The sequence below is a fragment of the Fundicoccus sp. Sow4_D5 genome (assembly GCF_052116365.1).
Lineage (GTDB): Bacteria > Bacillota > Bacilli > Lactobacillales > Aerococcaceae > Fundicoccus.
On record NZ_JBQKLF010000005.1, the window covers coordinates 151,105 to 177,967 of the forward strand.

A 26,863-nucleotide genomic window follows, 5' to 3' on the forward strand; every position below is an offset into this window, starting at 1 on the left:
GATTAAAAGCAGGAAAAATGCATTAAAAATGCAAATTTCGATAATAATCTCTTTACCAAAAAAGCGCTGTTAATCCTACGGTGCCATTCAAGGAGGAAATATTGAAACAGGTTACAGACCCGCCGCACGAAGGAAAAACAGTTGTCTAACCAAGCAAGGAAATTGCAAGCAAAAAATATCTTCTCTATACTTTAATTAGACGTAATGAAAGCAAGGCGCTTGCTTTCAATCTGTGTATGGAAACGAAATAGGAGGAATTTTGTATGAAAAAAAGTAACTTCAAACAATTGGTGTCCTTGAGTTTATCTGCGAGTTTATTTGTCGGTGTCTTTGGCACGGTAGTTATGGCACAAACTGACTCATCAAAAGAGAGTACAGAAACAGAAACTGTCATAAAGGATGAAGAACATTTCAGCCCTTTAGCTGAATACTTAAACACTGCCATGGATTTATTCACTGAAGAATTTCCAGACGCAGAATTAATTGAAATAGACATCGAGTTAGAAAAAGAGGGTCACTATGACATTCAATTGACTGGTCAAGATAGTCAACATGAATATGAATTAGATTATGACACAGAAAAAGAAAAAGTAATCGAACGTGAAACGGACCGAGAGAATGACAACGAACGAGCCTTACCATTAGATGACTTATTAAGTATCGATGAAATTAACGAGATTGCCTTAACTGAAGCAGGCTTTGGCGAAATAACCGAATGGACATTAGATTGGGATAATGATGAGGACGATGATGAGGGCCAAGCCCTTGTATGTTGGGATATTAAAATAGAAGATAAAGATTCTAATCGCGAAGTTGCTTTAGAAATTGCTGCGTTGACAGGAGATATTCTCAGCATTGAACATGATGATTAAATCACAAGATAGCCTTATTACAGTCTGGCTAGTAAGGCTATTTATATGTGTATGACGTTAAAACTAATCGGTAATCGTCATTGTAAAGATGATTAGAACATTATAATTAAAACAGAATATATTCAGAATAAGTTTGACAAATAATTCACAAACAGTTATAATAGGGTTATAGTCAGTTAGAAGTCATTCTACTGATTTGTAAATCTCTCTCGTAGGTTCTAAAGATTTACAGCAGCACTCGGTTGGTATTCGACCAAAATTTCCCAATCACTAAACTCCCGACAAAATTTCGAATACCAACCTTTTATTTTTAGTCGGGTCAATGATTGTTCCGCCCATTTGGGCGTTTTTTTTGTTTTTCTGGAGAATATTATTGGGCTGCGAGCTTGTGAGGAAAAGGGGCGTGAAGGAGTGGCTTATGTAGTGTCTGGCTGATGGAGTTTCGAAACTCACTTGTCGAGACATGCCACCTCTTGATTCCATAAACCTCGCACAAGCAGTCCACCACTGGGTAACAAGCACCTTGCAAAAATCTGTGTGAGTGGTAAACTAAAGTGCGTTGTTCGAGTGATGATCGAACGGCACCACGACACTTCAGCAGAGTACTTACTCTCTTCCTTTGGTCGTGGTTAGTAATAGGTGTAAACACCTACAAAGGAGAATGATAAATATGACAAGTCATCATCAAAAGAGTAGTTACGCGAGCTCTAATGCGCAAAGTTTGGTGAAAGCTGGTTTAGTGGCCGCTTTATACATCGTCTTGACGCTGCTCGTTGCCCCAGTCGCATTTGGTCCCGTTCAATTTCGAATATCAGAAGGTTTGAATTACCTAGGCCTTTACAATCGTCGCTATATTTATGCGGTCACAGCCGGAGTGTTCCTCGTGAATTATTTCCAATTTGGGCCAATTGATATGGTTGTCGGAAGTGCCGCAACCTTTGTCTTCCTATGGCTAGGCCGTTGGACTGCCGAATGGCTCGTTAAGTTACTGCAAAAAACTGGTCGCTTGAAAGCTGATCCTATGATTATTAAATACATTGTGATGGCAATTGCCTTTGTTATTCAAATGCTACCGATTGCTGCCATGTTATTATTTGTTGGCGCGGAAGCTGCCTTTTGGCCCGCTTATCTTTCCCTAGCAATTTCTGAAGCAGCTGCTATGTTAGTCACAGCATTCGTCATGTATCCACTAAGTAAACGCGTTGATTTTGAAGCTTAAGTAAACAAACTCACTCCTGACTTTGCTCAGGAGCTTTTTTTATAATAAAACAAATGAGCAACTAAAGGTTGATTTACCTAGACTTTAGAATCCTTATTCGTGTTTTTAATTACTGGCTTGGTTAGAAAGTGGGGTGGGGTACTCTAAGCGTCTGACCTGTAAGTTGTTCAATCGTGCCAACCTTGCGAGAAGAGGCGGCTCGTTCTTTGAGAAAGCAAGCTTCAACTTCAACAATAACGGTCTCGATCCTCTACTCAACACAAGATTGCCCCTAAATAAATTGTTATGATGCTCCCACGACCGGCACCTTTTTCTTTCCTAGCTTATTTTTTATTTTCTTCGTTGCGACGTTCTTTTTTTATTCGAAACGACCGGCAATAATCTGCTGTTTAATGTAATTAAACCAGCAGAAAACATAAGCAAGCCGCCAAGTTCTTCAAGTTTATTACTATTCATAACATTGTCTTCATAGGTCTGAGAACCGTATAATTGAATTAGATGGAGGATGTTTTAGAAAGTATTGAAACGGAAGTTATGCTAGAATAATCTACTTAAGTCGAACAGGTCAGTTATTTATTCTATGTCTTTGATGGATCGGCCGGCGACAACACGAGCCAACACCATTTGGCAGAAATTATTGTCTACTTTAGAGATGACCATTTAGAATATGTAGGCTTATCGAGTGTCACAATGAATTTCAATGCGAAAAATGTTTTATCAGAAGAAGATGCGATTAGCTATAGCGAACCTGGCAAACGCCTTGAGCAGCTAGTGTCTTTAGCACCAGTTTTCGCCGGCATCAGTCACAGTCGCTTTAAAGGCGAAACTTATACGAGTTTATCCTTCCGAAGTTTTGCAGGATTTGATGACATGATGTATGAATTTTCGCTATTCAATCAACAACATGAAGTCGTTTATCATTTCATTGTGAATAGTTCAAGCTGCAGTGAGCAACCGTCTTCTTACTTGTTTAATCTCAGCCAATAATTTCACAATCAGACGGTCGAAAAAGAAGAAAGGTCAATGAACGATATGACCGAATCAGCTTCTTCGGATGAAGAATAATTTATTATACATGCTTTCAAGCGACTCGCCCTTTAATGTAAGCAAGTCGCTTTTTTTTTAGTTAGACAATCCAAAATCGGGTGCCAAATGAACCTACTGGCACACTACAATAGCCAAGCGGTTCATGCTTGATCTGTTGGCGGATTATCCGTCCTATTGTGTCCAAGGGGGTTGGCATTGCGTCGGACTTCTTAAGTGGGGTACAATGGAGGGAACAATACATAAGTAGGTGTAAAAGATGTTAGAAAATAAGAAAATTGGTTTGTTTATTACTGGTGGCATTGCGAGTTACAAGATGGCCGAGTTTACGAGACAACTGATAAGAAAAGGTGCACAAGTGCGTGTGGTGATGAGCCAGAGCGCACAAGAATTTATTACGCCCCTGACTTTGCAAATCTTGACGAAGCATCATGTGCTTGTAGATATATTTGATGAGCACGATCCAACGAGTGTGCAACATATCGAGCTGGCCGATTGGTGTGATTTAGCGATTGTAGCACCGGCGACAGCAAATGTTCTTGCGAAAATGGCCAATGGTTTGGCGGATGACATTGTCAGCAGTGTGCTCTTAGCAGTGCATTGTCCACGTTTAATTGTTCCGGCGATGAATACGAATATGTACCATAATCCAGCAACACAGCGTAATCTTACTCAGTTGGCTGCGGACGGTTACACGGTGATGGAACCTGATACGGGCTTTTTAGCGGAAGGCTATGTCGGTAAAGGGCGTCTGCCAGAACTGGAAAGAATCCTTGAGAAAGCCGAGATGGTCTTGGCGCAAACAGAATTGCCACAAGTTTTAGCAGGAAAAAAAGTACTCGTTACGGCTGGCGGCACGATTGAGCGCATCGATCCGGTTCGCTATATTTCGAATGACTCCTCTGGCAAGATGGGATATGCGATGGCGCGTGCGGCGACTTGGCTCGGTGCTCAGGTCCAGTTGGTGTCGACCAATAAAAATTTAACACTACCTTTAGGGATCGGTGTGACTTATGTTGAAAGTGCCAAGGATATGCAAACGGCGGTTGAGGCGGCTTTCGAGGGACTAGATTTTGTGGTCAAGGCGGCGGCTGTCAGTGATTACCGCGTCGCGAATTCCCATCAGGAAAAGATGAAAAAATCGGACACCGGTGACGAAAGGACCCTCGAATTGGTTGAGAATCCGGACATACTGGCTGGCTTGGGTGCGAGAAAAACACATCAAACTTTGATCGGCTTTGCGGCTGAAACTCAGAATTTGTTGGAATATGCGAGTGCCAAACTGGAAAAGAAAAACGCTGATTGGATTATTGCCAATGACGTGTCGCAAGCAGGCGCTGGCTTCAATGTCGACACGAATCGCGTGACAATCCTTGGCAAGCACAATGAAAAGCGAGCTTTGGAACAATTATCGAAACTAGAAACAGCCCTTGAAGTCTGGAAAACAATTACGGGTCTAACCAAAGCTTAATTTCTAACAGATAGAAAATATAAAAAATGACAAAGTAAAAGGCGCTGCGAAGCGCTTTTTGTTTTGAATTAAAAGTTAATGAGTATAAACGGTTGACAACATTAGAATTTAATGATAAATTCTACTTGTCAAAAGAAGTTAGGAGGAAATGATTATGAAGTCTATGACGAGTGCAGCTTTCTTTACATATTTTAACTACTTTTACTTTTATTTTTATAACAGTAAAAGTGATTTGTGTTGCACTCAAATAGGACCTTTTAACTAAACATTTCTGACTAACTAGCCCCTGCAGTATAAGAGGCACTTATCGAATGTTACTTTAAAAGCCTAGCAACGCTAGTCACACACCGTGATTAGTGGGGCTAGGTTTTTTTGTATCCATTAATCAATCGGTCGCTGACGATGTTCTAAATTTGAGGAGGAAAAAATAATGATTATTACATTAAACCCATTAACTAAAAAAATCGAAGTTGAACAGATCTGTAGCCAATTGAAGCATTTAGAAATCGAGGTCAATGAATTACCGCACCGTCCGGATATTTCTTTATTGTTGTATGGTGTGATTACGGAAGACAAGTTAGAAATTATTCGACGCTTGCCAAGAGTGGTTCGCACAGAAAACATTCAAATGCCTTACCATCGTGCGAGTAAACAGTTGCATCCTGAAGCGAGCATTATCCAAGTTGGGAATGTGAAAGTTGGGGGTGGACATTTCGCCATGATTGGTGGGCCTTGTTCAATCGAGAGTCCAATGCAGTTACAAGAAACGGCTAATTATGTACATGCAGCCGGAGCCAACATGATTCGAGGCGGAGCCTTCAAACCGAGAACATCGCCCTACTCTTTTCAAGGAATGGGTCAATCTGGTTTAGAGTTATTGAGTGAAGTTGGCGAGGATTTAGGAATGCCAGTGGTATCGGAAGTGATGTCGATTGATCAAATTGATCTGTTCGACAATGTCGATATGTTTCAAGTAGGGGCACGTAATATGCAAAACTTCGACTTATTAAAAGAGTTAGGAAAAACAAGTAAGCCTATACTGCTGAAACGTGGTTTGTCAGCAACCATTCAAGAGTGGTTAATGAGTGCCGAATACATCATGTCCGAAGGAAATGAACATGTGATTTTATGTGAGCGGGGGATTCGAACGTTTGAAACGATGACTCGTAACACTCAAGATATATCAGCCATTGCAGCGATTAAGAAGTTAAGTCATCTACCAATTGTGATTGACCCAAGTCATGCGGCTGGTAAACGCGATATGATTGAGTCACTTGCCTTAGCAGCGGTAGCAGCAGGTGCAGATGGTTTAATTATTGAAACTCATCCACATCCCGAAGAGGCTGTGTCGGATGGGGAACAGTCATTGTACCCAGACCAATTTACCGCCTTGACTGAAAAGGTTTGGAAGTTACATCAATTCATGAAGACTTTATAAGACGAGGATAGCCAATCGATGATTGGCCCAAAAATGAAGGAGGGTCACACCGTGGAGAAAATTCGTATCCCGATTGAACAAGGTTATGACGTCTTAATTGGTCACGGCTTACTAGATAGAGCGGGGGACTTAATTAAAAACCAAGTGCAAGATCGAAAAGTATTGCTCGTGACAGATGAGCATGTAGCTGAACAAGGCTATGCATCCAGAGTCACTCATGCTATCAAAAGTGTGGCTGAGGTTATTCACGTTAAAGTCATCCCTCCTGGAGAAAAGCAAAAGTCGCTGTCGAATGTAGAAGAATTAGTGGAGATGTTGGCTAGCTTAAACTTTTCAAGGCAAGATTGTCTGATAGCCTTAGGCGGTGGTGTGATTGGAGATTTAGTTGGGTTTGTCGCAAGTATCTATTTGCGTGGCATTGATTTTATACAAATACCTACGACTTTATTAGCGGCGATTGATTCGTCTGTTGGCGGTAAAACGGCCGTCGATTTACCGCAAGGTAAAAACTTGGTAGGGGCCTTTCATCACCCAAGTGTTGTTTTATGTGATGTTGCTACGTTTGAAACCTTGCCTGCAGCAATTTTTGAAGAGGGTTGTAGCGAACTGATTAAATATGGAATGATTATGAAGCCAAGTTTATTACAAGAGCTGATGTCTAGAGAGCAACCACTGACAGCACAAGATCCAGAACTAGTGCGCTTAGTAAAAACTTGTGTTGAAATGAAAAGCTCTGTCGTTGTAGAAGATGAATTTGATCAAGGCTTAAGGCAATTATTAAATTACGGTCATACTCTAGGTCATGCATTGGAACAAGTTAGCCAGTATGAAATTAGTCATGGGCGAGCAATTGCGACGGGCATGCAGCTGTTTTTGCAAATGGCGATGCAAAGAAGAGAATTGCCACCGGATTACTTGACTAACTTCACACAGTTACTAGATGATTATCATTTATTGGAAGGGCCGTATGTTTATTCGGCAAAAGACTTAAATCAAGCCATGTTGAATGATAAAAAAAGGCGCAGGCATACAATGACAATAGTCTTACCAAGCGAATTTGGGCGCTGTGAATTGATCGAGTTGCCAGTTGTGGAATTTAGTCAGTGGTTTGAAAAGGAGTGGAATGCGGATGTGTCAACAAAGAATTAATGGTGAAACGAGCCTCTATGCGGTAATCGGCTCACCGATTAAGCATTCTCAGTCCCCTTCGATATACAATCAGGCCTTTAGTCGCTTTAAAATCAATAGTGTCTATCTCGCTTTTGAAGTGACTAAAGAAGACACACAAGCCAGTATAGCTTCGCTTAAACAGTTAGGCGTTAAGGGCTTGAATATCACAATGCCCTGTAAAAATGAAGCCTTAGCCTGTGCGGATGAATTGGATGAAGCGGCCAATTATGTTCAAGCGGTCAATACGCTGGTTTTAGAAAATGGGCGTTGGAAAGGTTATAACACGGATGGGATTGGCTTTTGGTCGGCAGTCAAAGCGAAAGGTTATCAGTTAGTTAAAGAAAAGGTGTTGATTTTTGGTTCAGGTAATACGGCAGGCGTTCTGATGGTGCAGGCAGTTCTAGAAGGGGTTCAAGAATTGGTAATTGTTGGCCGTGATCTGGAACGGCCATTGGTAATTAAAGAGCTGATAAATAGATTGGTGAAAGATTACGGTGTGCAAATAAAGCTGGTTGATTTATCGAACCGGCACTTTCTTGAGAGGGTGCTTTTAGCTAGTGATATTGTGGTACAGGCTACGAGTGTTGGTATGGCGCCAAATTGCCAGCAGACTATTCTACCTAAAGGTCTGTTGTTTAAAAAAGGGGCTTTGGTGTGTGACATTGTTTATAATCCTTTGCAGACGGAGTTTTTGCGTGTGGCCCAAGAGCAAGGCTGTGTGACTTTGCATGGTTTACATATGTTGGTGGGACAGGCGGCGGTGAATTATGCTTTATTCACGTCTGGAGAGTTGGATGTTGAGTGGGTGCTGGGTGAACTTTTAGATTAGGGGGAGTAGTATGTTACGTTTTATTACAGCGGGTGAGTCTCATGGCCCTGTGTTGACAACGATTATCGAGGGTTTACCTGCGGGGTTACCAATCAGTGTGGAGAAGATTAATGTGGCAATGGCGCGTCGCCAGGGTGGTTATGGGCGTGGCAATCGTATGAAGATTGAGACAGATCGAATTCAGATTACGTCTGGTGTGCGTCATGGTTTGACTTTAGGCTCTCCGGTGACGATGAGTTTACCCAATAAAGATTTTAAGAATTGGCAGAGTGTGATGGGGATTGAACCTTTAGAGGATCCACGTGCGAAGTTACGTCGAGCGGTTCATCGTCCGCGTCCGGGACATGCGGATTTAGTGGGTGGGATAAAGTACCACCATGCGGATTTACGGAATGTCTTGGAACGTTCGTCTGCACGCGAGACGGCGATGCGGGTGGCATTAGGCTCGGTAGCAAGTCAATTGTTGGAAGGCTTGGGCGTTGAAGTGGCAGCTTATGTACGTGAGCTTGGTGGCATCGTCTGCGAGGCGGATGTGGCTGAGTTGAGTTTGATTGACTTGCGTGAACGTGTATCGAAATCACCTGTGATGATGGTGGATTCGGCTCAAGAAGCGGCAGTGATGGCGAAGATTGATGAGACCAAGAAAGCGGGTAATACACTGGGCGGTGTTGTGGAAGTGATTGCGACGGGACTTCCGGTTGGGTTAGGAAGCTATACACAATGGGATAAGAAGTTGGACGGTCGTTTAGTCCAAGCGATGGTCAGTATTAATGCCTTTAAGGGGGCTGAGATTGGCGATGGTTTTGAGTTAGCCCGTCGTTTTGGTAGTGAAGTGATGGATGAGATTGCTTATAGTCCAGAGCGAGGTTTTTATCGTTTGAGTAACCACTTAGGTGGGATTGAGGGCGGAATGACGAATGGCATGCCGGTGATTGTGCGTGGTGTCAAGAAGCCGATTCCGACTTTATATCGTCCGCTGCAAAGTGTGGATATTTATACGAAAGAAACTTATGACGCGAGTATTGAGCGTAGTGATACGACGGCGGTTCCTGCAGCCAGTGTGGTGGCTGAAGCAGTGGTGGCGCTAGAGCTCGCCCAAGCAGTACTGGAGAAATTTCCACATGATAGCTATGGGGAGTTGAAACGCGCGGTGGCAGCTCACCGAGCATACAGCAAGAATCCGGATATGTGGCAACAAATTGGTGAAGGGGATGTAGTAAATACGGATTGGGCCGCTCACGCAGATGCCAAGGCTGATAAAGAAACTCAGCGTGCCACAAGAAGTGCCAAGGTTCACAATAAAACCCAGGCGCAAAGCCAAGCGAAGCCAGCAAACAAAGCTGAAACTAGTCAAATGGTATTAGAGGAAAACACTGAAGACAAGGAGTCTTGAGCGATGACAAGAAAACTAGAAAATATGGGGAATGGATCGACTACCAGGCAGGAAACTAATCAAGCAAGTAGTGGCGCTTCTGGAAAAACGGGTAAACGAGTCAATCTCACTAAGACTTCGATTACGATGGATGCCCCCAATACAAAGGGTAGAAAATTAAGAACACATTTGGCAGGTATCCAAACCCGTTTGACGGTACCAGGCGATAAATCAATTTCACATCGCAGTATTATATTAGGTTCAATAGCTGAAGGGCAAACACGTGTGACAGGTTTTTTAAAAGCGGAAGATTGTCTGGCAACGATTGCGGTTATGCGCCAATTGGGAGTGGAGATAAACGAAGAACTTGAAAGTGATGAGATTGTGATTGAAGGGCGTGGTTGGTCTGGTTTGACAGCCTCCAAGCAGCCATTAGATTGTGGTAATTCCGGTACGACCATGCGTTTATTAACGGGCCTTTTGGCTGGGCAACCTTTTGAAAGTCAATTAATTGGAGACGCCTCCTTGAATCAACGACCGATGGGACGCGTGATGGAGCCTTTAGGAGCAATGGGTGCTTCACTATCGGGTTATCTTGAAACCGAGCTACCGCCTTTAGTAATTCAGCCGGTCGACAAGTTGACGGCGATTGACTATGAAATGACGGTCGCGAGCGCCCAAGTGAAGTCAGCCATCATGTTAGGCGCTTTGCAAGCAGAAGGCGAAACGACCATTATCGAGAAAGTTTTATCCCGTAATCATACGGAAGAAATGTTGCGTTTATTTGGAGTCGATGTGGAGGTTAAGCGTAAAGCGATTCGCATTCGTGGCGGTCAGAAACTCACCGGGCAAAGGGTTGAGGTGCCGGGAGATATTTCGTCAGCTGCTTACTTTTTAGCTTTAGGCTTGTTGCTTCCAGAGACGGAAATTAAGATTGAAAATGTCGGCTTCAATGAGACGCGCTCGGGTATATTGGACGTCATACAGGCGATGGGAGGCGATTTGAAAATTGAGCCGCGTGATAATGGCATTAGTGCTGACTTAACCGTTCGCAGTAGCCCATTGAAGAACACGGTGATTGAAGGCAGCATCATTCCACGCTTGATTGATGAATTGCCAGTGATTGCTTTAATGGCGACCCAAGCCAATGGTGTCACGATGATTCGTGATGCCGAAGAGTTGAAGGTCAAAGAGACGGACCGCATTCAAGCAGTTGCTTCTCAACTGAATGCGATGGGGGCCAACATTATACCTACCGAAGATGGTTGGTTAATTCGCGGTCAGACTGACTTGCAAGCGGCAGATGTGAACAGTTTTGGCGATCACCGTATCGGCATGATGTTACAAATTGCGGCTCTTTTAGTTAAGGAAGGAACGGTTCATCTAGCAGATGCTTCTTGCGTCAACATTAGCTATCCTAGTTTTTTTGACACGATTGAAAGTCTGGAGAAGCCGAGCGAGGGGATAAAGTAAAAGACTGCGAAGGTGGACTAGAACCACCCTTACGTAAGAGTTCCATTGATGTGTGATTTATTCATACGACAGAGAAATAGTAGAATTTCGCACGCAGCACAGGCAATTAATGAAGCGGCCCTGTTCCAACAAATTCTAAAGACCGCTTCATAAGCAAACACTAGAAAGGAGAAGGAGCAAATGATTTTAGTTGGCTTTATGGGTGCCGGTAAGACGACCATTGGACGCTTACTGGGGAAGAAGCTAGGATTAGCCTTTCTTGATTTGGATTCGGCAATCTCTGACGAAGCCGAGATGACTATTCCAAATCTTTTCAAAGAAAGGGGCGAAGCCGGTTTTCGTCAGTTGGAATTGGAAATTTTGCAGAAGCATTTGGGCCAGGCAGGCGTTCTGTCGACAGGTGGTGGCTGTGTGGAGACTGAGTTGGTGCGTGCTTTGTTGAAAGAGCAGGCGAATGTTGTGTATTTGGCTAGTAGTTTTGACTTGTTGTACGGACGCATCGTCAATGATCCATTGGTGTGTCGGCCGATTGTTAAGCAGAAAAGTCGCCAGGAGTTAGAGGCTTTATATCAGCAGCGGCTGGTGTTATACGAGGAAGTGGCTGATGTGAAGATTGAAACGGATGGTTTGAGTCCTTGGCAAATCGCGGATTTGATCAAGTGCTTGACTTCCTAAGCAAAAAATAATCATATGGAGTTCTTGCAACGGCTTTCTGTGATATAATGTGACTATTGAAAAAGTGAACGTGCCAAGATCTTGTGGCAAACGCACTGAACACAGGAGGAAGTTATGACGCTGAAAGTTACAGAGCTATCTAGTGGTTACCGTCAGGTACCCGTCTTGAAAAATGTAGATTTTGACATTGAATTTGGCGAAATCGTTGGACTAATTGGTTTGAACGGTGCCGGAAAATCAACTCTTTTAAAAACAATTTTAGGTTTATTGACACCACAAAAAGGCTCGGTCTCGATTGACGGCAAGAGCTTACAAGCGGATCATGCGGCTTATGCCAAACAGTTGGCCTATATCCCAGAAACACCTATCTTATATGAAGCGTTGACTCTAAAAGAACATTTAGAAATGACTGCTTTAGGGTACGGCATACCGATAGAGACAGTGATGGAAAGGGCCGAGCCTTTGTTAACATTATTTCGTTTAGATAAACATTTGAGCTGGTTCCCGGCATATTTTTCTAAAGGGATGAAGCAGAAAGTGATGGTTATTTGTGCCTTAGTGACGGACGCACGCGTTTTGATTATCGACGAACCTTTCTTAGGACTCGATCCATTAGCGATCAAACATTTCACGCAATTATTAAAAGAGCGGGCCGAAGCTGGCAGCGCGATTCTATTTACAACCCACGTCCTAAGTATTGCGGAATCTTTATGCGACCATTTTCTAATGTTGCAAGCAGGCGAGTTAATTGCCAGCGGTGACCTCACACAGATGCAGGCGCAACTTAAACGACCAGATGCTAGCTTAGACGAATTGTATGTCATGATTGCTGAAGAGGGCTTAGCGGCTGAGGCGGGTGGCAGCGTATGACAAGTTTAGCGCAACTTTGGCAAAAGCGTTTCGCGCAGTTTGCCAAAGAGTTAGGCAAATACGGCCGCTTAATTTTTAACGATCATTTCTCAATTATACTGTTTGTCATATTAGGCTTTGGTGCATTCTTTTACCGCGAACAACTCGTTCGTTTGCAAGCCATGGACACAGGAAGTATTCGTTTGCCGATTATTGTGATTGCCGTCATCATTTTGGCCGTCTGTTTTCAATTAGGTAAACCGATGTGGCTAACGAAGGACTCGGATAAAAGTTACTTATTTGCTCGCGGCAAAGAGTGGCATGCCTATTGGCTGAAGGGCACACTCTTGGCAGTTATTCTGCCTGTCATTATTTTACTGGCAGCAGTCGTATTACTGTCACCATTTATCAGTTTGGTGACCTCGTGGTCTAGCGAGCAATTGTTACTTCTATGCGTTTACTTAGCGCTGGCTAAAGTTCTCAGCTTTGTGTTAATTTACTTAAATATCTTTACCTTAGGCCTAGGGAAAATCCAACAACCCTTGAACCAATGGCACCACAGCTTGGCTTTTGTGCTAGTCTTGACAAGTAGCTTTTTATTACCATCAGGACCTTGGCATATCTTAATGTTTGGTATCGTGCTAATTGGCCTAAGCGCTTACGTTTTGTGGGCGTTGACTCAGCGTGAGCAACGTTTAATCCAATTTGAATATGTCATCGAACAAGAAACGGCCCGCGAATCGACCTTCTACAAATGGATCGCCATTTTTGCAGACGTGCCACATTTGGTCCCCTCTGTCAAACGACGCGCCTTTCTCGACGGCCTATTGGAGAACCTAAGCAAACGCCTAGCCAACCGAGGCAGTTATATGTACTTACGTATGCTGTTTCGCAACAATGCCTATAGCGGCGTTTGGCTACGTGTGATGTTATTTATCGCTGTTATGCTCCTTTTAGTCGACCAATTATACATGGCCATGATTTTAGGAGCAATCGGCCACTTACTAACCGTCGTCCAATTGGTGCCGCTGATTCACTACTATGACGCACACCCATTCCAACAACTATACCCAGTACAAATCGCCAAGCAGTATCAAGCCTTCCAGCCAACGATGATGATCATATTTATCATTCAAACCGCCTTCTATGCCCTGGTCTGGAGTTTCATCCAAGGCTTTAACTTCACGTGGTTACTGGTCGCCGGCACGTGGTTAGCGACCGCCGCTTTATTGACTTACTTTTACATCCCGCTCTGGGACCGAAAACAAAACAACAAACACTAATTTATTTAGAATAACTACGACAGATTGCTTGCACTTTCCACCCACGCCCAGCAGCGAAGGAGAAAGTGTTTTTTTTGTTTGGTCGAATAAGCGAAAGACTGGTCTTTTGAAGGGGCGACTTCGGTGGGGCAAGCTCGTCGGCTAAGCCACTATGGCCTGTTAGGCGCCTTTGCAAGCCGAAAACTTCACAAAAGAAAAGGCATCCTTACAAGGTAATTCAAAGCGATAAGTGCATTTAAGTGAGTTGATTGAAAGCAATTGATATACTATAACTAACAAGTAGCGAGAGCTGTGAAGGAAGTTTCTGCTAAATTTGTCTACCTTTGAGCACGGAACAAAGTGAAAATATTGAAAGCTATAGTCGTCCGCCCCTCAACACATTCATAAGGAGGCAATAAAATGAACAAAAGATTGAGACCGTTAATTAGTCAGTCTGTGTTAGTTGGTTTATTAGTCTTGGGACATACAGCGCCAATCGTGGCTGCTGAAACAGAGCATTATCTGGATCCGCTAATCACAGAGGAAACAATAGAAAATGATGCGATTTGGGCTGCTTATCAAGATTATAAACGAGGAATTGAGCAATTTAACTTGCACGATATGGCATCAGAGGAAGTGACGGGTACCTCTTTAAGTGAAGTAGAAGAATTTGAGGCAGCCGTTGAACCTACTTTTCATCATCTGAGCGAAACGGAAAGTTACTTAAGTTATATGTATGAGAGTGAAACGACAAATAATCCCAACGACGATCAACCAGTGTTGGGTGAGTTGTTATTTTATTTTATTGATGAAGAATTATACTATACAGGCATTGGCTCCCTAGATTTAGTGATTAACAATGATCAGTTGTTGCCGATGGGATTAGACCAAGAGTGGTTGGATACGAAAAACTCTTATCATCTAATGGTTGAGTTTGGTCCACGCGTGTTTGGCTTATCTCAAATGGTTTATCAAGGCGAGGACTACTATCAAGTCTTGCTACCGCAAGGTGAAACGACAGAACAGATGTATGCACAATTTATATATATTTACCAAGATCATGCGATTTTCGGTTATCAAATTGAGTTAGAAGAGATACTCGATTCTCCTCAAGGTGCGATGAAAGATCTCTTTGTTGAATTGACTGGACTTCTTAATGAGTAATTATCGAAAGTGGGATAAAGTCGATTTCAACGGCCTTTCGGAGTGGTTTTTATGGAGCCATTGCGGTTTAATGCTCATTATGTAACAAACTATTCATCTAGTGTTAATATTAAATAGATAGTTGGCTTCATTCAAAAATCGTATTATATGGACAAAATATGATTTAAGGAGCCTTGTATGTTATTGCTTCAGAAATTTCACGGTTATCAGTTGTTGATTCCTAATCAATATCATCAGTCAACATGTTTAAGGTCCTTTGCCACCTTGGAGAAGTGTTTCTATCTTGAGGAACATCCCTTGTATTATCAAAAAGCGTTTAGAAATTTTACGATCTATTCCAAGCCAGAGTATTATGAGTTGCGAATGCGAGGTTGCCTAGTTTTAAAAGCTGACTTGGCGGTGATAGATCATTGGCTGTATATCGAAGCAGATAATGATAATAGCCAGACGATAAGTCAGCTACTGGTTGATTACATTCCGAAGCGCTCGCCTGTTCGGCGCCTAGTCGAAGAGCGCAGTAATGACTTTTTTTCGTTAATGCCTTTACAATGTATCCACCAGTTTTTAGTTGGAATCAGCTTCAGGGAGTTTAAAGAACAAATCAATTGGTTGACGCGCGTAACGTCATTGACTTATTTAAGTTCTGCACCAATAGTCAATTCTCATCAATTATCTGGTTATTATGCGGGCTTTCGCTTGAATGCTGACTGCCAACAATTTTTACTCAATCAACAGGTATATTTTTATGAGGAATTGGAACTGTTCGATTGGTGGTTATTAGCCAAATTACCTTACATGTGTGAGAAAAAAGTAGCAGAAATGCAGGGGCTTTTTTATGAAAAAACGGGCTTTGAATTGGTGTTATCATCGTAATCACAAACTTGTCTATTATTTTCATTCAATCGTTTTGGTGTAACTATCCACAATTGTCCTTTATAATTGAATTAGTAAGTTAGACATAGAGGCATAAAAAGCTTAATTTAAAGGAGAATCATTTATGAAAAAGACATTGAAAAAATTAGTAGTGACTGCATTAGCAACCAATATGGCACTTGTCGCTTTACCAGTTGCTTCAGTTTGGGCACAAGATGCAGAGGAGACGACGGAAGAGGTTTCCGAAGAAACGACGGAAGATGCACAAGCAGAAGCTGGGCATCCCTTAGCAGGCGTATTAACAGAAGCCTCGGCAGAAAACTTAGCTTTATTAGATGCATATGATGCTTACCAACAAGCTTTAAGCCAATTTACAGTTCAAGATGTCGCTGTTGGTGATGTGAACGGCACTTCTTACCAAGAAGTAGTCGACAGTTTTGAAACAAGCGTTGAAGGGGAAGAGTTTGAATTAAGTGAAACTGAAAAGTATTTAAGTTATACATTTGAGATTGATGAAGTAAGTGAGGCGACAGGCGAAAACAAGGCCTCAGAGTTAATCTTATACTTTAGCAATGACACCTTAATGTATATTGGTATCGCGACATTAGATATGGAAATCTATCCAGAAGATGTTTTAGCTGAAGATGAAATTGAAACATGGATTGCTGATCAAGTAAATGTTCAAACCGTTGCGGATAGACAAACACGTATCATGGGATTGTCTGAAATGGTTTACGAAGGTGTGACTTACCACATGGTCTTCTTACCAACAATCAGTGGTGAAGATGAAATCTTTGGTGACTACATGATTATTTCTGAAGACGCTGTTTATGACAGCTACCCATTAGGTATTGAGGAAGCAATCGAAAGTCCTCAAACAACCATGTTAAACTTATTCAGTAACTTCTTTGGCTTCTCGGAAGAAGAAGCACCAGCTGAAGAAGAAACAACTGAAGAAACAAGCGATGAAGTACCAGCTGAAGAAGAAACAACTGAAGAGGAAACAACTGAAGAGGAAACAACTGAAGAGACAACTGAAGAAGAAACAACTGAAGAGGAAAGTGCTGAGTAATTTTACAGCATTTAAATTCATAAAAGCGGCTCACGTCATGTGAGTCGCTTTTTTTATATTATAAGGATTAATGGACGGAAGTTTGATTTATCATGCTTCAGATTACTTGTCATGGTTGGGACTAAAATTATAAGAAATCCGAGCATCACAAAGGAGTTTAGAGTCTACAAGCAATACAAGGCAAAGTCGCCGTGTCACCTATACGACACGTGCTTTCCATTACCTTAAACGGCGTGTCACCACATGACACGTGCTCTTATACTATTATTCTACGTATCCTGAGTAGTTTTATAACATTTCAGGCAGAAATAACTGCTAAATTAAGACTAATTATCCAAAGTCGCCGTGTCACCTATACGACACGTGCTTTCCATTACCTTAAACGGCGTGTCACCACATGACACGTGCTATTTTACTATTATTCTACGTATCCTGAGTAGTTTTATAACATTTCAGGCAGAAATAACTGCTAAATTAAGCTTAATTATCCAAAGTCGCCGTGTCACCTATACGACACGTGCTTTCCACTACCTTTAACGGCGTGTCACCACATGACACGTGCTTTCCACCACCTTAAACGGCGTGTCATCACACGACTCGTGCACCAAAGTCTAGTCAAAGATATTCCTTCAATATAAAATCTTAAAAGAAAATGGTGTCCTTCGTCACGACACTGCCCCGATTAAAGCCAGCTGATAGTCTTAAATAACCGTTAAAAACGTAGTGACTGACCCTTTCATCTTTTCCCAAACCTCGTAATTAGCACATAAGAACGGGTTCGCATTTTAAACAAGCAGTGGATCTTCCAGAACAAACAAATTGGCTATCGATAGTCAATACAAATTCCGACAGCGAACTGCTCAAAGAGCTATTCTGTCGAGAGGCTTGGTAGGGAAATTATCGTTCTAAAATTTACTGCTGTGTAATATATTCAGAATAAACACTTTATAAAAAATATCAATTTAAAGTTTGCTCATAAAGACGCTGACGCAATTATTCAAAGCTGTCATTATAAAATTATTGAATGATACTTTAGAATAGCTTGAGAAAAAATCTGTTTAACACACAATATGTATGCTAATATAAAGGTGTCATGACACTATATGTTGTGTTGTGAGAAAGGTGGATGACTCAATGTCAAGTTTAATTAAAGAGAATAAAGCGAGTATTTCGCAAGAACTAAGTATTCAGGTGATCAAAAGAGATGGGCGTCGTGTGCTATTTAATCAAGATAAAATAAAGCGAGCGATGATGAATGCAGTGGTTGAGGTTTATTCAACAGTGACAGAAGAACATGAAGAGCTTTTGACCGCAATGACGAAACAAATCCAACAAGATATCGCTAGCCGTTATACAAGGGATATAAAAATTTATGAAATTCAAAGCATTGTTGAACATCACTTATTAGAAAGTGGACTCATTGAGGTAGCCAAGGCCTATATTCGTTATCGTACAGAACGTGACTTAGAAAGAGCAGAAGCTTCCAATATAAATGTTCGCATTCAAGCGCTTCAAGCGAATGAACAAAAGGTTGTGAACGAAAATGCGAATAAGGATAGTCGCGTGTTCAATACTCAAAGAGATTTAACAGCCGGAATAGTCGCAAAATCTATAGGACTGACTATGCTACCGCCACATGTAGCCAATGCACACCAAAAAGGTCAACTACATTATCATGATTTAGACTATCATCCTTATGCGCCAATGAGCAATTGTAGTTTAATTGATTTCAAATCAATGTTCGAAAAGGGATTCAAAATAGGCAATGCCGAGGTTGAATCGCCTAAATCAATTCAAACGGCCGCAGCGCAAATGGCACAAATTATTGCCAATGTTGCAAGTAGCCAATATGGCGGTACTAGTGCGAATCGAGTGGATGAAGTGTTAGCCCCTTATGCAGAACTTAATTTACAAAAGCACTTGGAAATAGCAAGTCACTGGATGGAAGATTCAAAAAAACAAATGGCCTATGCAGTAGAGCGAACGAAGAAAGATATCTATGACGCAATGCAAAGTTTAGAATATGAAATTAATACTTTGTATACCTCTCAAGGACAAACGCCTTTTACAACATTGGGCTTTGGGTTAGGAACAAATTGGATTGAACGCGAAATTCAAAAAGCAATTTTAAGAGTTAGAATAACAGGATTAGGGACAGAGAACAGAACAGCTATTTTTCCCAAATTGGTTTTTACTATAAAACGTGGTGTGAATTTGCAGCAAGTTGATCCCAATTACGACATCAAACAATTAGCGATTGAGTGTGCAACCAAAAGAATGTACCCGGATGTTTTAATGTACGATAAAATTGTTGAATTGACGGGAAGTTTTAAAGTGCCGATGGGCTGTCGTTCTTTTTTACAAGGCTGGCGAAATGAAGATGGGCAAGAAGTTAATGATGGGCGTATGAACCTCGGAGTGGTGACCTTGAATTTACCTAGACTGGCCTTAGAGGCTAATGGTAATCAAGAAACATTTTGGCAACTATTAAATGAACGTCTTGAAATTGTAGAGGATGCCTTAGTTTACCGTGTGAACCGGGTGAAGGAAGCAAAGCCAGAAAATGCACCTATCTTATATATGCATGGAGCGTTTGGAGAGAGGCTTAAGCCAAATCAAGCGGTGGATGACCTGTTTAAGAATAAACGAGCAACGGTATCTTTGGGTTATATTGGCTTGTATGAAGTCGCCACTTGTTTCTATGGAGCAGCTTGGGAAGAAAATTCGATTGCCAAAAACTTTACGATTGATATTTTGAAGACGTTAAAAGCAAAAGTTGATGTCTTAAGTGAACGACATGGCTATCATTTTAGCGTGTACAGTACGCCATCAGAAAGTTTAACTGATCGATTTTGCCAAATGGACCGAGAGTTATTTGGTGTGGTAGAGGACATTACAGATAAAGAGTATTATACGAATTCCTTCCATTATGATGTTCGCAAGACTCCCACACCCTTTGAGAAAATATCTTTTGAAAAAGACTATCCTCAATATTGTAGTGGTGGCTTCATTCACTACTGTGAGTATCCAAATATGCGACAAAATCCTAAGGCCTTAGAAGCCGTTTGGGACTATGCTTATGATCGAATTGGTTACTTAGGAACGAATACGCCAATTGACCATTGTTATGAATGTGACTATGATGGTGATTTTGAAGCAACAGCTCGAGGCTTCCAATGTCCGCAGTGTGGCAATCGCAATCCAGCAACATGCGATGTTGTTAAAAGGACCTGTGGTTATTTAGGCAATCCTCAACAAAGACCTATGGTCCATGGACGTCATAAAGAAATTAGTGCTCGCAAGAAACATATTTAGTCAAAAAAAGGAGAGACAGACATGAGGCATCCTAAGGCGCAAGAATGGTTAGCGCAAGAGTGGAGTCAAGGTAAAATAGCGGACTATAAGCCTTATAATTTTGTAGACGGAGAAGGTGTGAGATGTAGTCTCTATGTCAGTGGCTGTTTATTTGCATGTGAAGGGTGTTATAACCGAGTAGCGCAAAATTTTAACTATGGCACGGTCTATACTGAAGCTTTAGAACAGCAAATACTAAAAGATTTGGCAGCACCTTATTGTCAAGGCTTGACACTGTTGGGGGGCGAACCTTTTTTGAATACTCAAATACTTATTCCTTTATGTCGAGCGATTCGTCAGGAATTTGGAAACAGTAAAGATATTTGGTCTTGGACGGGTTATTATTGGGAAGAGATGATGCAAGAATCACCAGATAAGCTGGAATTGCTCAGTTTAATTGATGTGTTAGTCGATGGGCGGTTTGAATTAAGTAAGAAGGATTTAAGCTTACAATTTCGAGGAAGTTCAAATCAGAGAATTATTGATGTTAAAAGTAGCCTTTGGCGGGATGAAGTCATCTTATGGCGCCAAAGCTCAGGCGAAACCTATAAATAAACGTTAGTGAATTCTTTTAGACAAAAAATGACTAATATCCAAACGCTGAAATCACTTCAGACACGTTTTTGTAAATTGAATTATGCGAATTGAACTGTTATATTGGTACTATGAAAGATTCAGACTCAATCTATTTAGTCTGTCTTAATAAATGATTTAAAACTGTATCAATGTGAGGAGTATTTTTAATGGAAATTAACGAGACATTATTAAAAGAACTAACTGAAGTTAACGGTATCGCTGGTAACGAAGGTAAAGTAAGAGCACTATTCAAAAAAGAAGCAAGCGACCATGCGCAAGAATTTGTTCAAGATGGTTTAGGAGGTATCTTTGCAAAGCATACAGGAAATGCGGACGGTCCACGCTTAATGTTAGCGGCCCATATGGATGAAGTTGGTTTTATGGTCAGCCAAATCACAGACAAAGGTTTTATACATTTCGTAACCATTGGTGGTTGGTGGAGTCAAGTAGTACTCGCGCAACAAGTGACACTAACTACTCGCGAAGGAAAAGAATTCCGTGGGATTACAGGTTCAAAACCACCGCACGTTCTAACAGCAGAAGCGCGTCAAAAACCAATTGATATCAAAGATGTTTTCATCGACTTAGGAGCAAGCTCAAAAGAAGAAGTTGAAAGCTGGGGCATTCGTCCTGGGGATATGATTACCCCTTATATTGAATACACTCGTTTAAACGAGACCCCCTTCTTATTATCTAAAGCATGGGACAACCGTATTGGTGTCGCTGTCGCTTTAGAAGTTTTAAAAGAAGCAGCAATTAATGGTCATGAGACGGTACTTTATTCAGGCGCAAACGTTCAAGAAGAAGTTGGTCTACGTGGCGCTAAAGGGGCGACTTATTTAATCGAACCAGATCTAACCATTGCATTAGATACAGGTACGGCAGGTGATACACCAGGGATGACAGCTAAAGAAGCTGACTCGGTTTTAGGTAAAGGCCCACAAGTGATTGTTTATGATGCGTCAATGATTGGTCACAAAGGTTTTCGTGAATTTGTGGTAGATGTGGCTGAAGCAGAAGGCATTCCATTCCAATATACATTCATTCCTGGCGGTGGAACAGATGCTGGAGCACAACATCAAGCGTTAAGCGGTATTCCATCAATTGCGATTACGGTGCCTGTGCGTTACTTACATTCACATACCTCTGTTATTCATGAAGATGACTTTAAAAACACTGTGAAATTAGTGAATGCGATTGTTCGTAAAATGAACAAGCAGGCATTAAAGCAAATTCGTGAGAATGTTTAAACAGCCGTCTCTGATACATCAAGTCATACGTCAGATTAGACGAATATTTCAAAAGGAGCGAATTGAATGAAACTACGAATAATCGGTTGTGCCGGTGGTTACCCATTAGGAGAAAATGGGACGTCTTCTTATTTGCTCAGCTCGAGCGAAGGAGATTATCACGTCTTATTAGACGCCGGAAGCGGCTCTGCTTTAGCAATTGAAAAATACCTCGATGTTAATAGCCTAGACGCAGTTGTGCTTTCACATGATCATCCGGATCATGTGGCAGACGTCGGGATTTTTCAACATTTATTTTTATTGAAAAAACCCGCCCCTCAAACGACACCTATTCCCATTTATCATTTCCCGGAGTCAACATTTGCCCCATTATTAGTTGATGATGGCTCAAGTTTAGCGAAACCTTATCAACCAAATGGTGTCTTGAAATTAGGACCCTTTGATTTCACTTTCATTAAGACGGTTCATCCCTTGGAATGTTATGCGATGAGAATATTAGAAAGAGAAACGGGTAAAGTCATTGTCTATACGGCAGATAGTGGTTGGTTAGAAGCAATGATCGCTTTTGCGAATGAAGCAGATTTGTTAGTGGCTGATTGCAACTTCTCAAATGAAGTCGGCCAAAACGATAAACACTTTACTGCGGAGGAAGTAGCTCGACTGGCTAATGAAGCGAAAGTTAAAGCGCTAGTTCCCACTCATTTACCACCACAGGCTGATAAAGGTTTAATTATTGGTCAAGTAATGGAGGATTTGAACGCTAACATTTCACTTTTAGAAGCTTATCCAGGCGCTTTATACGAAGTGTAAGCGCGACTTTCGGATAGAAAGCAAAACCATTTTTTTGGACAGAGGCTAGAAGTAGTCAACGGAGAGGATTGGAATAGATGTATTTTGTAGATAATCAGAATAATTATGATGCGAGTGTCAACATCGCAATTGAAACCTATTTAGTAGAGAACCGTTTAGTGGATGAGCCGATTCTGTTGTTTTATATTAATGCCCCATCAATTATTATCGGCCGCAACCAGAATACCATTGAAGAAGTTAATCAATCTTATGTTGAAGCCAATGATATTACGGTTGTTCGCCGCATGTCAGGGGGAGGAGCAGTCTATCACGATTTAGGAAACTTTTGTTTTTGTTTAATTAAAGATGACGATGGCTCCTTTAGAGACTTCGCAAGTTTTACTCAACCAATGATCGAAGCCCTTCGTAAGATGGGAGCGACAAGTGCCGAATTAAAAGGGCGTAATGATTTGTTAGTTGATGGACGTAAATTCTCAGGAAATGCGATGTATGCCAAGAATGGCCGTATGACTGCGCATGGAACGGTTATGTTCAAGTCAGAACTAGATGAAGTGAATAATGCCTTGAAACCTAACAAAGCAAAGATTGAATCTAAAGGCATTAAGTCCGTTCGTTCTCGTGTGACGAATATACTGCCATATGTCGATGAGCAGTATAAAGAACTATCGACTGAAGCTTTCAGAGACATTATTTTATTAGAAATCTTTGGTGTTGAGAAACGTGAAGACGTGAAAGAATACCATTTAACGGAAGAAGACTGGAAGAAAATCTATGAAATTCGGGAAGAACGCTTTGGTAACTGGGATTGGAACTATGGACAATCACCAAGTTTCGATATCCAGAAAAGTCATAAGTTTCCATTTGGTTTAGTTGATTTCCGCTTTAATGTTAAAGCAGGTAAGATCACTGAAGCTAAAATTTTCGGAGACTTTTTCGGTTTAGGAGATATTGCTGACGTTGAGAAGGTGTTAGTAGACACTAAGTATGACCGAGCATCTGTTAACGAAGTGTTCAATGGAATTGATATTAATAAATATTTCGGTAATGTGACTCAAGATGAATTGGTCGATTTAATCTTCTAGTATATACAAAAAGCTGTGGCTCAATTTGAGTCACAGCTTTTTGTATATACTAGATAGTTAGACTTTCCTTCTATAATACATCAAGAAAGTTAGGAGGTGATTTATCTAACAGGTGCTTCAGGAAACAGTTGTTGTAAAACTGGGATTCCTAACAAACGTGGTTTGCCTTGTTCTGGGAATAAATGAATCATGATTGCTGGGTTAAAGTTGGCTTCAATAGCCGCGTAGTCATTCTCCGATTGAATAGGGTGTGAGAAGTCCTTGATGATTAAGTCGATCCCGCAGAAGTTAGCGCCTAATGCCTTGGCACTTTTGATTGCTAGGTCTTTGTAATCTTGATGAACTTCATCAGTACGATCAATGGCAAGTCCGCCTGTTGAAATATTACTATTCTCACGTAAGTAAACGACTTGATCTTTGTCAGGAATCGAATCAAGCGATAACTGCTGAGCTTTTAATTGTAATTGCTCCAAACGGCCTTTGCCAATTTCTACTAAAGGCGCACGGTGATTCGAACCACGTAGTGGATCGGCGTTCACACGGTCGATTAATTCTGAAACGCTCGAGTGGCCGTCTCCTTTGACTTGAGCGGGTTGGCGTTCGCAAATTGCATGGACTTCGCCGTTTTGGACATAGAAGCGAAGTTCGGTTCCAGGGACAAATGCTTCTATAAGAACAGTCTTATCTTCAGCGAATGCAATTTGTAATGCTTCCTCATAGTTTTCACGACTAGGATGAGCTTTGAAAATGCTGATACCAATACCATAATTCGTATTCTTAGGTTTCACAACAAATTGTTCAAAACCTATCAATGGAAAATATTGAGAAGCTTCTTCAAAGCTCGTGAAGCTATCCCCAGCAGGGACATGAATCCCGTTTTCTGATAAGATTTTCTTAGTAGCGACTTTGTTCTCCATAACGAAATAACTGATTTGTGTATCGAAGGACGTCATGTTAGCATTCTTGACTAATTCAGAATGACCGTTATACGATAATCTGACTAAGTTTTCAGACGCATCTAATTCTTCAATTTCGATACCTGCTTTCATGGCATAAGTTAAAAGATGTTGTGTCGAAATTTCATAATTTTCGAAACCGTGTAAATTGTATGGTCGATCTAGATAAGATTTTTTATGTTGACGGGCTAAGTCTAAGCCGTACTCTAAGAAGTAATCTTGCGCTTTGACGCCTTTAGCTTTCGCTTTTTCTTCTATCTCTAAGATGATTTTACCACCAAGAGTTAATTCTGGTGTTTCAAGTAATGGGATTCTATCAGCTACAATCTTTTCGAAGAAGCCGTCAGTCAATTGTTGTTCATCTAATGTGCGAGCGATCGTTTGCATTGCAGTTAATAATTCTAGACCTTCTTCTTTATATGCCAAAGGTGCCAAAGAGTCTGTAGCGGCGACGACATGATTCATTATGTTGCCTAATTCAACCTCTTCATCTCGCTCAATCTGTGGAATATACAACATTGTAAGGATAAATAGTTTGGTAAAGATAATATCCTCACGTGTTATTCCATAAGGGTCAAGTGGGTTTAAATCAAAGTTACGAAACTCGATGTACTTAATACCATCTGTAATTAACTTACGGTATTGTTCTTGACCTCTAAAACGTACATCACGGTATAGTTCTTTTTCTAAAGAGAGTTGTCCGCTTGTTACAGCTTTTTCTACATCTGTTACAAATGCTTCTAATGAAGCATATGAAATAGATAAATCGGGATCATTTTGGTAGCCGTATTGACTCTGTCTGAATGAACGCATGGTTGATTCTTTTGGTGCTCCGAATAAATTGGTTGAATAGTTATCTGCCAAATATGGTGTAGCCCCCAAGAAGTAAGTCAGTAACCAACGATAACGTAAGTAGTTGCGTCCTAAAGTTAAGTAAAGGTCGTTCGTAACTTCTTTAATAGACAAGTTTTGATTCAATTCAGAAACTTTTGCTTCTATAAGAGCGGGGTTAATCTGGAAATTATAGTGGATGCCGCATAAAAGTTGCACTGGCTTACCATATACTTCTGCAAGATAAGCACGATACTTATACTCATCTGGATTTTCTAACTGAGCAATTTTGATGACGTCTGGGTCATCAGGTAAAAGACCAGGACCACTGAAAGGCCAGAGTAGTTCATCGTCGTGCTGTTCTGTCATAGTAGTCTGCACAATTTGATGACTTGCTGCTAGCCATTTGATTGCTTCTTTTGCTGTCTTCACTGGGGGAGTAATTAACTCTAATTGACTATCAGCGAAATCAGTTTGAATATAAGGTTGTTGCGTGCGAGTACCCCACTCAGCAGAATGTGGGTAATCGGATAAGTTGCCATCTTGTTTCAAACGTAATGATTCTTTCTCTAAGCCAATTGTACTTTGCCATAGACTACTTAAATCTTTTAGTTGAAACATTGGGTGATTAAGTTCCATAAATGCCTCCAACTACACGCATGAATTGTTGCTTCATGGTGAGATATTATTACTGATTCATAGTATAACTGATAATAGAGAACAAACAAACCATTTTAATAATGAATTTACTAAAGAAATGTTATAGGAAAGCTTGATTATAGTAGCTTTGCCTCCAAAGCAATAATAATATTAATAAAATATCAAAAATATGTTTGACAGAAGGAACAATCCCATGTTATATTATTCCTTGTCGTCACGAGGACATAGAAAAACAAAGCAACTCACGACGAAAAATAATTTTAAAAAAGACTTGACTTAAATGTTAAGTAAATGTTAAGATTAAGACCTTGTTGAAGAAGCAACACAACAAGTAAACAAAAAACATGAAACATTAAGACGAAAACATTTTTTTAAAAAGTGTTGACAACATAAAGGGATTCGTGTTATCATATAGAAGTTGTCGCGGTAAGGAACGAAGCGTTTCCAAAGTGACACAAAGCTCATTGAAAACTAAACAAAGATAAACACCAAGATGTGTAAGAGTTTATTGGCTACGGCTGATAAACACAACCGAATAAATTTCGAGACACTGGATGACCA

General features: G+C 41.0%; 20 protein-coding genes and 1 pseudogene. 20 read left to right on the top strand and 1 reads right to left on the bottom strand.

From position 1 onward, the window contains the following. The first annotated feature begins 263 nt into the window (after nt 1-263). From ACTQ45_RS07880 to ACTQ45_RS07975, 20 genes and pseudogenes are all read left to right on the top strand, one after another. Nucleotides 264-872 carry a PepSY domain-containing protein gene (locus ACTQ45_RS07880; RefSeq protein ID WP_441763426.1) on the top strand — a complete coding sequence of 203 codons (609 nt, stop codon included), beginning with the start codon at nt 264-266 and terminating at the stop codon, nt 870-872. Between the two features lie 670 nt (nt 873-1,542). After that, nucleotides 1,543-2,091: a QueT transporter family protein gene (locus tag ACTQ45_RS07885; RefSeq protein WP_441752240.1), complete on the top strand. Its 549-nt coding sequence runs from the start codon at nt 1,543-1,545 to the stop codon at nt 2,089-2,091. A gap of 624 nt (nt 2,092-2,715) precedes the next feature. Then, nucleotides 2,716-3,078: a hypothetical protein gene (locus ACTQ45_RS07890; protein WP_441763427.1), complete on the top strand. Its 363-nt coding sequence runs from the start codon at nt 2,716-2,718 to the stop codon at nt 3,076-3,078. A 316-nt stretch (nt 3,079-3,394) separates the two neighbouring features. Beyond that, nucleotides 3,395-4,606, top strand: coding sequence for a bifunctional phosphopantothenoylcysteine decarboxylase/phosphopantothenate--cysteine ligase CoaBC (coaBC, locus tag ACTQ45_RS07895; RefSeq protein ID WP_441763428.1), 1,212 nt, complete (start codon nt 3,395-3,397; stop codon nt 4,604-4,606). 430 nt (nt 4,607-5,036) lie between these two features. Further along, nucleotides 5,037-6,044, top strand: coding sequence for a 3-deoxy-7-phosphoheptulonate synthase (aroF, locus tag ACTQ45_RS07900; protein WP_441763429.1), 1,008 nt, complete (start codon nt 5,037-5,039; stop codon nt 6,042-6,044). A 51-nt stretch (nt 6,045-6,095) separates the two neighbouring features. Beyond that, the gene (gene aroB, locus ACTQ45_RS07905; protein ID WP_441763430.1) at nt 6,096-7,193 is read left to right on the top strand and encodes a 3-dehydroquinate synthase; all 1,098 of its coding nucleotides are present in this window, start codon (nt 6,096-6,098) and stop codon (nt 7,191-7,193) included. Continuing rightward, nucleotides 7,174-8,043: a shikimate dehydrogenase gene (gene aroE / locus ACTQ45_RS07910; protein ID WP_441763431.1), complete on the top strand. Its 870-nt coding sequence runs from the start codon at nt 7,174-7,176 to the stop codon at nt 8,041-8,043. Before aroB ends, aroE begins: the two co-directional genes overlap by 20 nt. 10 nt (nt 8,044-8,053) lie before the next feature. After that, nucleotides 8,054-9,223: pseudogene (gene aroC / locus ACTQ45_RS07915) on the top strand (chorismate synthase); the annotation flags it as partial. 339 nt (nt 9,224-9,562) lie between these two features. After that, the gene (gene aroA / locus ACTQ45_RS07920; protein WP_441763444.1) at nt 9,563-10,888 is read left to right on the top strand and encodes a 3-phosphoshikimate 1-carboxyvinyltransferase; all 1,326 of its coding nucleotides are present in this window, start codon (nt 9,563-9,565) and stop codon (nt 10,886-10,888) included. Between the two features lie 180 nt (nt 10,889-11,068). After that, complete coding sequence (locus tag ACTQ45_RS07925; RefSeq protein WP_441763432.1) at nt 11,069-11,563, top strand: shikimate kinase; 495 nt, start codon at nt 11,069-11,071, stop codon at nt 11,561-11,563. A 114-nt stretch (nt 11,564-11,677) separates the two neighbouring features. Next, nucleotides 11,678-12,433, top strand: a complete 756-nt coding sequence (locus ACTQ45_RS07930; protein WP_441752253.1) for an ABC transporter ATP-binding protein — start codon at nt 11,678-11,680, stop codon at nt 12,431-12,433. Beyond that, nucleotides 12,430-13,695: an ABC transporter permease gene (locus tag ACTQ45_RS07935; protein WP_441763433.1), complete on the top strand. Its 1,266-nt coding sequence runs from the start codon at nt 12,430-12,432 to the stop codon at nt 13,693-13,695. Before ACTQ45_RS07930 ends, ACTQ45_RS07935 begins: the two co-directional genes overlap by 4 nt. Before the next feature lie 399 nt (nt 13,696-14,094). Then, nucleotides 14,095-14,838 (top strand): hypothetical protein, encoded by a 744-nt coding sequence (locus ACTQ45_RS07940; protein ID WP_441763434.1) that lies wholly within the window; start codon nt 14,095-14,097, stop codon nt 14,836-14,838. A gap of 177 nt (nt 14,839-15,015) precedes the next feature. Continuing rightward, nucleotides 15,016-15,711 (top strand): hypothetical protein, encoded by a 696-nt coding sequence (locus tag ACTQ45_RS07945; protein ID WP_441763435.1) that lies wholly within the window; start codon nt 15,016-15,018, stop codon nt 15,709-15,711. Nucleotides 15,712-15,835: 124 nt separating this feature from the next. After that, on the top strand, nt 15,836-16,783 hold the full coding sequence (locus ACTQ45_RS07950; RefSeq protein WP_441763436.1) for a hypothetical protein: 948 nt from the start codon (nt 15,836-15,838) through the stop codon (nt 16,781-16,783). Between the two features lie 1,134 nt (nt 16,784-17,917). After that, nucleotides 17,918-20,098, top strand: coding sequence for an anaerobic ribonucleoside-triphosphate reductase (gene nrdD, locus ACTQ45_RS07955; protein WP_441752262.1), 2,181 nt, complete (start codon nt 17,918-17,920; stop codon nt 20,096-20,098). Between the two features lie 21 nt (nt 20,099-20,119). Beyond that, nucleotides 20,120-20,692, top strand: a complete 573-nt coding sequence (nrdG, locus tag ACTQ45_RS07960) for an anaerobic ribonucleoside-triphosphate reductase activating protein (RefSeq protein ID WP_441763437.1) — start codon at nt 20,120-20,122, stop codon at nt 20,690-20,692. Nucleotides 20,693-20,880: 188 nt separating this feature from the next. After that, nucleotides 20,881-21,963: a M42 family metallopeptidase gene (locus ACTQ45_RS07965; protein ID WP_441752266.1), complete on the top strand. Its 1,083-nt coding sequence runs from the start codon at nt 20,881-20,883 to the stop codon at nt 21,961-21,963. A 66-nt stretch (nt 21,964-22,029) separates the two neighbouring features. Next, nucleotides 22,030-22,773, top strand: a complete 744-nt coding sequence (locus ACTQ45_RS07970) for an MBL fold metallo-hydrolase (RefSeq protein ID WP_441763438.1) — start codon at nt 22,030-22,032, stop codon at nt 22,771-22,773. A gap of 77 nt (nt 22,774-22,850) precedes the next feature. After that, complete coding sequence (locus ACTQ45_RS07975; protein ID WP_441763439.1) at nt 22,851-23,855, top strand: lipoate--protein ligase; 1,005 nt, start codon at nt 22,851-22,853, stop codon at nt 23,853-23,855. 101 nt (nt 23,856-23,956) lie between these two features. On the opposite strand, the gene gshAB is transcribed toward ACTQ45_RS07975, so the two are convergent. Continuing rightward, on the bottom strand, nt 23,957-26,281 hold the full coding sequence (gene gshAB, locus ACTQ45_RS07980) for a bifunctional glutamate--cysteine ligase GshA/glutathione synthetase GshB (protein WP_441763440.1): 2,325 nt from the start codon (nt 26,279-26,281) through the stop codon (nt 23,957-23,959). Between the last annotated feature and the right edge of the window lie 582 nt (nt 26,282-26,863).